Source organism: Corynebacterium sp. HMSC055D05, assembly GCF_001810365.1.
In the GTDB taxonomy this organism is placed as follows: domain Bacteria; phylum Actinomycetota; class Actinomycetes; order Mycobacteriales; family Mycobacteriaceae; genus Corynebacterium; species Corynebacterium coyleae.
Map to the genome: position 1 here is coordinate 199,315 of NZ_KV801077.1, position 7,242 is coordinate 206,556.

The following is a 7,242-nucleotide window of genomic DNA, read 5'->3' on the forward strand; positions in this document are numbered from 1 at the left end:
CGGCTAGGTCTCCCTTGAGATGACTGAACGATTGTCGAGCGCCCAGCGCCTCCCGCGAACCGGGACATCGACAGGCCACAACGGCTGCAGCATGTGCCAATCCTGCGGGTGGTGGGCAATCGCGACAGCGAACTCGTCTGCAATTGCCTGCACCGTTCGCTCAAGCGTGGTTACTTTCAGCGCAGGTGCAACGCTCATCCCCCAGCCAGGATCCGTCTGCGAACCTGCAAACCACGTATGCACCGTGTGAAGGCCCGCGCCTGTCTCCAATGCCAACTTTGCTGGCCCTGCAGGAAAAGTCGTATCCTCGCCGAAAAATGTCACTGGCACACCTCGACGCCCAAGGTCGCGCTCTCCCATCAAACACACGATGCCCCCGCCTTGGAGGACCTCTTTGAGCCTTGCATAGGGAGGAGTTTTCTCCCCGGTGAGGGCAAGTACTTCGAAACCCAGACTTTCGCGATACTCCACGAACGAATCAAACAGCTTCTCAGGCCTGAGCCGCTCAGCAACAGTTGTAAACGTTCCATAGTGCTTTGCAAGCCACATTCCCGCCATATCCCAATTCCCGGAATGCGGCAGAGTCAGTACGACCCCGTTGCCAGCATCGATCGACTCCTGCAAATACTCCCTACCAACCAGACCTGCAGTGAGTCGCTCATCCAAGTTTGGATCATCCGCAATGCGAGGCAGTTGGAAAGCTTCGAGCCAATATCTTGCGTAGGAACGCATGCTGTCACGCACCAGCTCCTTGGTGACGTTTTCTGCACCGACGACGCGTGTGAGATTGCGGCGCAGCATGTCCATTCCGGCGCCGTCGTTTGATACCCAATCCGCACCAGCAGCAGCTAACGGACGCGTGAGGCACTCCGGAAGCGCCCCGACGATCTTCCACCCGGCGATGTAACCCGCCGAAGACACACGCTTTCCAATGCCGCTCATCTACGCCCCTGCTGGTGGCGCCATCTTCGCGTTCGCCTGATCGTCTCGCGCGGCGAAGACCAGCCGCTGCACCACGGTAAACAACGACCCTGCTAACAGAATCCAAATTGACACCACGACAGCGTTGGGCACCCCAAACCCCTCGAGCGCTAGCCCGCCCAAAGCAAGGATCAAACGCTCTGGCCGTTCAATGAGGCCGCCGACGACGCTGATGCCGCCGGCTTCAGCGCGCGCCTTGATGTAGCTGATCGCCTGCGAGAGGACCAACACAGCTAGGCAGGCTGCAACATGGGCCGCAGACAAGTCCGCAACGTAGACCATCCACATAGCGATCGACCCAAACAGGGCGCCGTCCGTGAGACGGTCACAACTGGCGTCTAGTGTTGCGCCGAAAGCCGTCCCACCACCACGTAATCGCGCCATGGTGCCGTCCACCATGTCACACGCTGCAAAAATCGTGCTCAACACCGCTGCCCACACGAGATGATCCGTCGGGATGAGAACCATCATCGCCAGCATCGTGGCAATCGTGCCGGCAAGAGTGATCATGTTCGGCGTGACGCCGGCTTTCAACAAGCCCTTCGCCACCGGTTCCACGACAACAGCTGCCGGTTTACGCCCATGCACACTAAGCATCGTGGCTTCTCCCCTCGCCCTGTTCGACCTTGCGCCACCCCTTCGCCAGCAGCTCGCGAGTCTCTCGCAGGAGCTGCGGCAGAACCTTGGTTCCGGAAAGCACAGTCATAAAATTCGAGTCGCCGGACCAGCGCGGAACCACATGCAGATGCAGGTGATCTCCAACCGACCCTCCGGACGCTTTGCCCAGGTTCAAACCGACGTTAATCGCCTCTGGGTTCGACACATGCTTCAGCGTCTTTACCGCATGCTTGGCAAATGCCATCAGTTCGGTTGTTTCTTCGTCGTCAAGCGCTTCAAGCTCCGCGACCTTGCGATACGGCACAACCATGAGATGTCCGGCGTTGTACGGATACAGGTTCAACACCGCGTATACACGCGTGCCACGGGCAATAATCAATCCGTCTTCGTCGCTGAGTTTCGGTATCTCTAGAAACGGGTCATTGCTTTTCGACGATCTCGGCGCCGACGCAATGTAACTCGACCGGTAGGGCGCCCACAGACGTACAAGACGGTCAGGAGCCCCTACACCGGTATCGATGTAGGGGTCCTCGCCATGATTACTGCCGCTGGGCTGCAACGTTTGCCTCACTCGGCTGATCGTTACGTTTCGCCGCGATCCAGTCCGCGATGATCTCCACTGCCTCATCGACATTCACGCCGTTGATCTGCGTGCCATCAAGGAAGCGGAAGCTCACAGCGTTGGCATCAACGTCACGCTCACCCGCAAGCAGCATGAACGGGATCTTGTTCGTGGTGTGCGTACGGATCTTCTTCTGCATGCGGTCGTCCGAGTGGTCAACCTCTGCACGAATACCGCGCTCGCGCAGCTTTGCGACGACCCCATCAAGGTGGTCGGCAAACGCATCAGCAACCGGAATACCCACAACCTGGTGTGGCGCCAGCCATGCCGGGAACGCACCCGCGTAGTGCTCGAGCAGCACGCCGAAGAAACGCTCGATCGAGCCGAAGAGTGCACGGTGGATCATCACCGGACGCTTCTTCGAACCGTCAGAGGCGGTGTAGGTCAGGTCAAAGCGCTCAGGAAGGTTGAAGTCCAACTGGACGGTCGACATCTGCCAGGTGCGACCGATGGCGTCGCGTGCCTGCACCGAAATCTTCGGGCCATAGAAAGCGGCGCCGGCAGGGTCCGGAACCAGCTCAAGGCCAGACTTCTTCGCCACCGACTCGAGAATGCTCGTGGAACGCTCCCAGATGTCGTCGTCGCCAATGTATTTCTTCGGGTCCTTCGTGGACAGTTCGAGGTAGAAGTCATCCAGACCGTAGTCCTGCAGCAGCGAGATGATGAACTCCAGAACGCTGGTGAGCTCTTCTTCCAGCTGCTCCTCAGTGCAGTAGATGTGAGCATCATCCTGGGTAAAGCCACGAGCACGAGTCAGACCGTGCACCACACCAGACTTTTCGTAGCGGTACACCGTGCCGAACTCGAACAAACGCAGCGGAAGTTCGCGGTAGGAACGACCACGAGAGTCGAAGATCAGGTTGTGCATCGGGCAGTTCATCGGCTTGGCGTAGTAGTCCACCGGCTGCTTAGTCACGTTGCCGTCAGCGTCAACCTCACCGTCGAGCTTCATCGGCGGGAACATGCCGTCGGCGTACCAATCCAGGTGACCAGACTTCTTGAAAAGGTCACCCTTGGTCACGTGCGGGGTGTTGACGAAGGAGTAGCCGGCTGCCACGTGACGCTCACGCGAGTGCTGCTCCATGGTCATACGCACGATGCCACCGTCCGGGTGGAATACCGGAAGACCAGAACCGACCTCGTCTGGGAAGGAGAACAAATCCAGCTCATTGCCAAGACGGCGGTGATCGCGCTTCTCAGCCTCCTCGAGCATGGTCATGTACTCGTCGAGCTTTTCCTTCGACTCCCACGCCGTGCCGTAGACACGCTGCAGACCAGCGTTGTCCTGGTCGCCTCGCCAGTAGGCAGCGGACGAACGGGTCAGTGCGAATGCCGGGATGTACTTCGTCGTTGGCACGTGCGGGCCACGGCACAGGTCATGCCACTCCACCTCGCCCGTGCGGGGATTGACGTTGTCGTAGTGGGTCAGCTCGCCTGCACCGATTTCAGTAGCTTCGTCAGAATCTGGGTCGACGTTGCCCTTGTCGTTGATCAGTTCGAGCTTGTACGGCTCATCCTTGAGATCCTCGGCTGCTTCCTCCACGGATGCGTAGACACCGCGGACAAACTTCTGGCCTTGTTTGATGATCTTCTTCATACGCCGTTCAAGCGTTTTCAGATCTTCAGGCGTAAACGGCTCGGCGACATCAAAGTCGTAGTAAAAGCCATCTTCAATCGCAGGGCCAATGCCCAGCTTGGTTCCCGGGAACTCCGCCTGAACAGCCTGTGCAAGTACGTGCGCACAGGAGTGGCGGATAACCGAGCGACCAAGCTCAGTGTTTGCCGGGACAGGAGTGAACGTGGCGGTTTGCTCCGGCACGTGGGAAAGATCTTTGAGTTCGCCCTCTGCATCCAAGACGCAAACGACGGCGTCGTCGCCCTTGTTTGGCAAGTTCAACTCCCGCATCGCTGCACCCACGGCGGTGCCTGCGGGGACCTCGAACGTTGCAAACTCGACTACTGCTTCGTTTGACATAGGTGTCGTGCGCTCCTTTGCGCGTCATTGGGCTGCGTCATACCTGGACGCAACCCCATCGTGCTGTTCACTGTCCCGACGGCGCAGACGCACGCCGGTCGATAGGGATTCTACCCCCGAGTGCCGGAAAGTACGGCTTCGCCCCAGTACGTATCACCGGAGTTACCACTACCCGGCTCCACAGTGCCCGGTGGCACCCAGTACACCGCGGAACCAATGTGAGTCGTCCATTCGTTAAGGCGATCCATCTCCAGCAGGCGGCGAAGCACCGGCGTGAACTGGATATCCGGGTCCTTCTGGAAAGTCAGAAAGACCAAGCCTGCATTTGAGAGACCTTTCGAGTTCGGATCCGGCGGAAGGTTGTAGTTGTACGGTCTGCGTAAGAAACGCTGCTCCGGATGGTCCTTCGGCGGCATTGCTCGCGCCATGTGCGAGTTCCTGTCAATGACGGGCAGACCGTATTCATCAATTGCATCGAGATCTGGTTTGTCGAATTCGCTGTCGCCAGTGAGCGGGGCACCGTCGCTCAACCTGCGGCCGACAGACTCCTCGCGTGAAGCCCGGTCGAGCCGCTCCCAATCGTCGAGATCCATCGCGATCCGGCGCACTACCAGTGAGGAAGAGCCATCCTCGTGAAACACCTGCTCCGCGAATTCATCGTCCGAATGTGGGTTGACGGTTCCATCGACTTGACCGAAGAGGTTGCGCGGGGTTTGGCCTTTCGGAATATTGCCGTAGGCGTTCATGAACCCTTGCTGCACCCACGCAGTTTTTACGTAGTCCATCCCTGCGCGGGTCATGTGGCGCATTACCCATGCACACACCATCGGGTCATCCGAGCAGATCTGGAGAACGATATCGGTTTGTCCCCACTCTGGAACGAGTTTCTCCCGTGGCATCGACTCAATGTCGTGCAGCCACGCCGGCTTACTTTCGGGGGCGGCGACGTCAAAGATTCGCTCGCCTAGCCCGCATGTGATTGTAAGGTTTGCCGGCTTGTCTACCATTTCTGGCTCAAGGCTTGACAAAGGGTTGCGGCCGGAGACGAGCTCTCGCGCATCTTCCGTCCACAACCGCATAAGACGGCGAAGACCATCAACCTTCACGCCGTCCTTGAGGTTGAACCCAACGAGGTTGAGATTCGCTTGTGTCGTCGTTTGGATGCCTGCCTGATGAGCGCCATCGAATGCGATAGTTGATTCGGTGAGTGCCCGTGATGCAGTTTCGCGATCATCCTCACCGCTACACGCAACGAGCGCCATGCTTGATGACGCAACCCCCGCCACCCCAGCCGCACCGGCCAGAAACACCCGGCGGGAAACTCCGCCACGCTGTGGCTCAACCATTGAATTCGCTCCTCCTAGTGCTTGTGCTCAGCGGTTTCGCTGTGCTCGGCGTGTTCGCCATGCGCTGCATCGTCGCCGTGCTTGTGCTGGCTGTGGTCCATGACCTGGCCATCCTCGCCGTAGTCCTCATCGCCCGGCAGCATGGTACGGACGGCTACTTCCGGAATATCAATGGTGGTGCCACCCTCAGTCAGCAGCGTGACATCAACGGTGTCTCCAGCAGGAATCTCGTCCGGGTAGCCCATCACCATGAAGTGGTCACCGCCCGGCTTCAGCTCGTAAGTGCCACCGGCCGGAATGACGATGCCCCCCTCCTTCTCCTGCATGACGCCATCCACAACCTCGTGGATTTCGTACATGGCTTCACCCAGCGAGGTAGTGAAGCCAATCACGTGGATGTCTTCATCCGTGCCATTTTTCAAGGTGCCAAAGATCGCCGTCATATCACTGCCATTTTCTGCGTCCTTGGCAGCCTTTGCACGCACAGTGCCATCGACGAGTTCAACGTCCGAGGTGGCGGCAGCATCCGTGGCAGTCTCACTTGCCGACGTTGCAGCGGACGAGGTAGCTGTGTCGGTTGCCGCCTCATTGGAGTCGCTGGAGCAGGCGGTCAGCGCCGGGGTCAAAGCGAAAGCAGCGACAACTGCCGTGGCCATCAAACGATTCTTCATCATGTTTCCTTACTGCGCGCCTTTGCGCACGTCATCAGTTATGGTCTTGCTCTTCTTCGAACGATTCGTCACGGCCAACACCGCGATGACCGCAAGCACGATGGTGCCAAGAGCAAGCAGCCAGAGAGCAGAAACGCTTGAGTTTTCATTCGTTTCTGCAGCGTTAGTAGCGGTCGAATCCTGTTGCGATTGCGAGCCAGCGCCATCTGGCTGATAGCTAAACGAGGTCATACCCTTAGTTGCGTGTCCATCGGACGAGACGATTTGGAAGCCAACTTTGTAGTCCCCGGCCACCGGCTGAAGATCTGACGGAAGATCGAGTGTGACGTTTCGGCCCTCAATTACCGGTTCGCCGGTGAACAGCACATCCGTGCTTCCATCCTCCGTACGTGAGATGGCGACGGTATTGAAACCTTCCTTGGGCTCGCCAGAAAACTCCAGCTCGATCCGCTCAGGAAAGTCCTGCACCACAGACTTGTTTTCGGGATTGGATCCGATAACAACGTCATGCGCAACCGCGGGAGCCGAGGTAACCAGAGCAGTTGCCAACGCCGCGGCAGCAATACCACCCACTCGTGCAACTTGCCTGCAATGTGCAGGTTTGGGCATTTCGTCTCCTTGTTCAAACTATTGAGTGCGTAATTTTCACACTCGAAATGAGTAGTCGCCTAAAACGGCCGAATAGTTCCCACACTGGCACAAAACCCCCAATATTGGCAGCTAGGAATCGCAGGCCCGGGTTAAGGCTCAAAAAGTGTGTCTGGTTGGGCTGATTTTCGGCAGTTGATCTGGGTTAATGCTGAAAGTATAAGCGCTGCGGGTATATATCTGGCAGTTTCGCTCTCAATCCACGGTGTGGCTGCCTTGGTGTGCTACGGGGCGGTGGTTCGGTTGCCCAATGCCAAAGAACCGACCACGCTGCCATTGTGGCGGCGATATGAAACGAAACGGCACCACCAGCAAAGGCGCCACCCGATGGCGATGCAAGGCTTGCAGTGCGTCCAGCGTGAAACGCCGTGACGATCTAGC

At 58.2% G+C, this 7,242-nt stretch carries 7 protein-coding genes and 1 pseudogene; 1 reads left to right on the forward strand and 7 read right to left on the reverse strand.

Translation table 11 applies throughout. From position 1 onward, the window contains the following. Nucleotides 1-3 precede the first annotated feature (3 nt). The 7 genes from HMPREF2734_RS11820 to HMPREF2734_RS08485 form a co-directional block, all read right to left on the reverse strand. Nucleotides 4-942, reverse strand: a complete 939-nt coding sequence (locus HMPREF2734_RS11820; protein ID WP_070570437.1) for a phosphatidylinositol mannoside acyltransferase — start codon at nucleotides 940-942, stop codon at nucleotides 4-6. Continuing rightward, on the reverse strand, nucleotides 943-1,578 hold the full coding sequence (pgsA, locus tag HMPREF2734_RS11825) for a phosphatidylinositol phosphate synthase (protein ID WP_070570439.1): 636 nt from the start codon (nucleotides 1,576-1,578) through the stop codon (nucleotides 943-945). Continuing rightward, a complete protein-coding gene (locus HMPREF2734_RS08465) occupies nucleotides 1,571-2,170 on the reverse strand; it encodes an ATP adenylyltransferase (protein ID WP_246816807.1) in 600 nt (199 codons plus the stop codon). The genes pgsA and HMPREF2734_RS08465 overlap by 8 nt, the downstream gene beginning before the upstream one ends. Further along, nucleotides 2,139-4,196, reverse strand: a complete 2,058-nt coding sequence (thrS, locus tag HMPREF2734_RS08470) for a threonine--tRNA ligase (RefSeq protein WP_070570441.1) — start codon at nucleotides 4,194-4,196, stop codon at nucleotides 2,139-2,141. Before thrS ends, HMPREF2734_RS08465 begins: the two co-directional genes overlap by 32 nt. 110 nt (nucleotides 4,197-4,306) lie before the next feature. Further along, the gene (locus HMPREF2734_RS08475; protein WP_070484858.1) at nucleotides 4,307-5,542 is read right to left on the reverse strand and encodes a Dyp-type peroxidase; all 1,236 of its coding nucleotides are present in this window, start codon (nucleotides 5,540-5,542) and stop codon (nucleotides 4,307-4,309) included. Nucleotides 5,543-5,556: 14 nt separating this feature from the next. Further along, nucleotides 5,557-6,213, reverse strand: a complete 657-nt coding sequence (locus tag HMPREF2734_RS08480) for a copper chaperone PCu(A)C (RefSeq protein ID WP_070484859.1) — start codon at nucleotides 6,211-6,213, stop codon at nucleotides 5,557-5,559. 9 nt (nucleotides 6,214-6,222) lie between these two features. Next, nucleotides 6,223-6,822, reverse strand: coding sequence for a copper resistance CopC family protein (locus HMPREF2734_RS08485; RefSeq protein ID WP_070570443.1), 600 nt, complete (start codon nucleotides 6,820-6,822; stop codon nucleotides 6,223-6,225). A gap of 289 nt (nucleotides 6,823-7,111) precedes the next feature. Between HMPREF2734_RS08485 and HMPREF2734_RS11830 the strand changes: the two are divergent. Next, a pseudogene (locus tag HMPREF2734_RS11830) lies at nucleotides 7,112-7,242 on the forward strand (IS256 family transposase); the annotation flags it as partial.

What these genes read in the sequence shown, in the direction of transcription:
- HMPREF2734_RS11820 (WP_070570437.1), bottom strand. Translation starts at nt 942, where the DNA reads ATGAGCGGCATTGGAAAGCGTGTGTCTTCGGCGGGTTACATCGCCGGG.
- pgsA (WP_070570439.1), bottom strand. Translation starts at nt 1,578, where the DNA reads ATGCTTAGTGTGCATGGGCGTAAACCGGCAGCTGTTGTCGTGGAACCG.
- thrS (WP_070570441.1), bottom strand. Translation starts at nt 4,196, where the DNA reads ATGTCAAACGAAGCAGTAGTCGAGTTTGCAACGTTCGAGGTCCCCGCA.
- HMPREF2734_RS08475 (WP_070484858.1), bottom strand. Translation starts at nt 5,542, where the DNA reads ATGGTTGAGCCACAGCGTGGCGGAGTTTCCCGCCGGGTGTTTCTGGCC.
- HMPREF2734_RS08480 (WP_070484859.1), bottom strand. Translation starts at nt 6,213, where the DNA reads ATGAAGAATCGTTTGATGGCCACGGCAGTTGTCGCTGCTTTCGCTTTG.
- HMPREF2734_RS08485 (WP_070570443.1), bottom strand. Translation starts at nt 6,822, where the DNA reads ATGCCCAAACCTGCACATTGCAGGCAAGTTGCACGAGTGGGTGGTATT.